This window comes from Synechococcus sp. H55.10 (assembly GCF_047502715.1).
GTDB lineage: Bacteria > Cyanobacteriota > Cyanobacteriia > Thermostichales > Thermostichaceae > Thermostichus.
Genome location: NZ_JANSJJ010000290.1, coordinates 1 through 511, shown reverse-complemented (window position 1 = coordinate 511; position 511 = coordinate 1). Strand labels below are relative to the sequence as shown.

Below are 511 nucleotides of genomic sequence, written 5' to 3'. Positions count from 1 at the left end.
GTCCGCGCCGCATCGAAGGTCAAGAGTCAGGCTCCTGGATACTGATCGACTATGCCGATCTCATTGTCCATGTGCTCATGCAGGAGGAAAGAGACTACTACGACCTAGAATCTTTCTGGATCCAGGCCCAGCGAGTCGATTTGCCGCTGGCGGGTTAACCGCATGTTTTTTCGGATCCCTACCTTCGGCGTCGGCTTGAGCATTCCAAGCTTTGGCACGCTAAATTGGTCAATTATCAAGAAATATGTAAATCCCTTAATATTCTCATAATTTTCCACATAGCCCTATGTTAGCGTAGTGGACGAGGAGTGGTTGGGTAAGATCTTCTCTCTGCGGCTAAGTTTCTATAGTCTTTGTTAAATCCCCTGCCCTGTACTCCTCAAAACGCCGATAATTTTTCAATGGCATCCCAGGCCAGTGAAGAGATTTTCTGGCTGCTGAGGGTTTCTGCTGGCTACTTTCAGTGGCAAGTGAGAAGGCAAATGAGAGGGGAAAGAATCAGCCGTACAAA

The 511-nt window shown here is 47.9% G+C and carries 1 protein-coding gene; it reads left to right on the top strand.

All coding sequences use genetic code 11. The features are described from left to right. Nucleotides 1-11 precede the first annotated feature (11 nt). A complete protein-coding gene (locus NW858_RS13200) occupies nt 12-158 on the top strand; it encodes an RsfS/YbeB/iojap family protein (RefSeq protein ID WP_414520668.1) in 147 nt (48 codons plus the stop codon). The last annotated feature ends 353 nt before the right edge of the window (nt 159-511 follow it).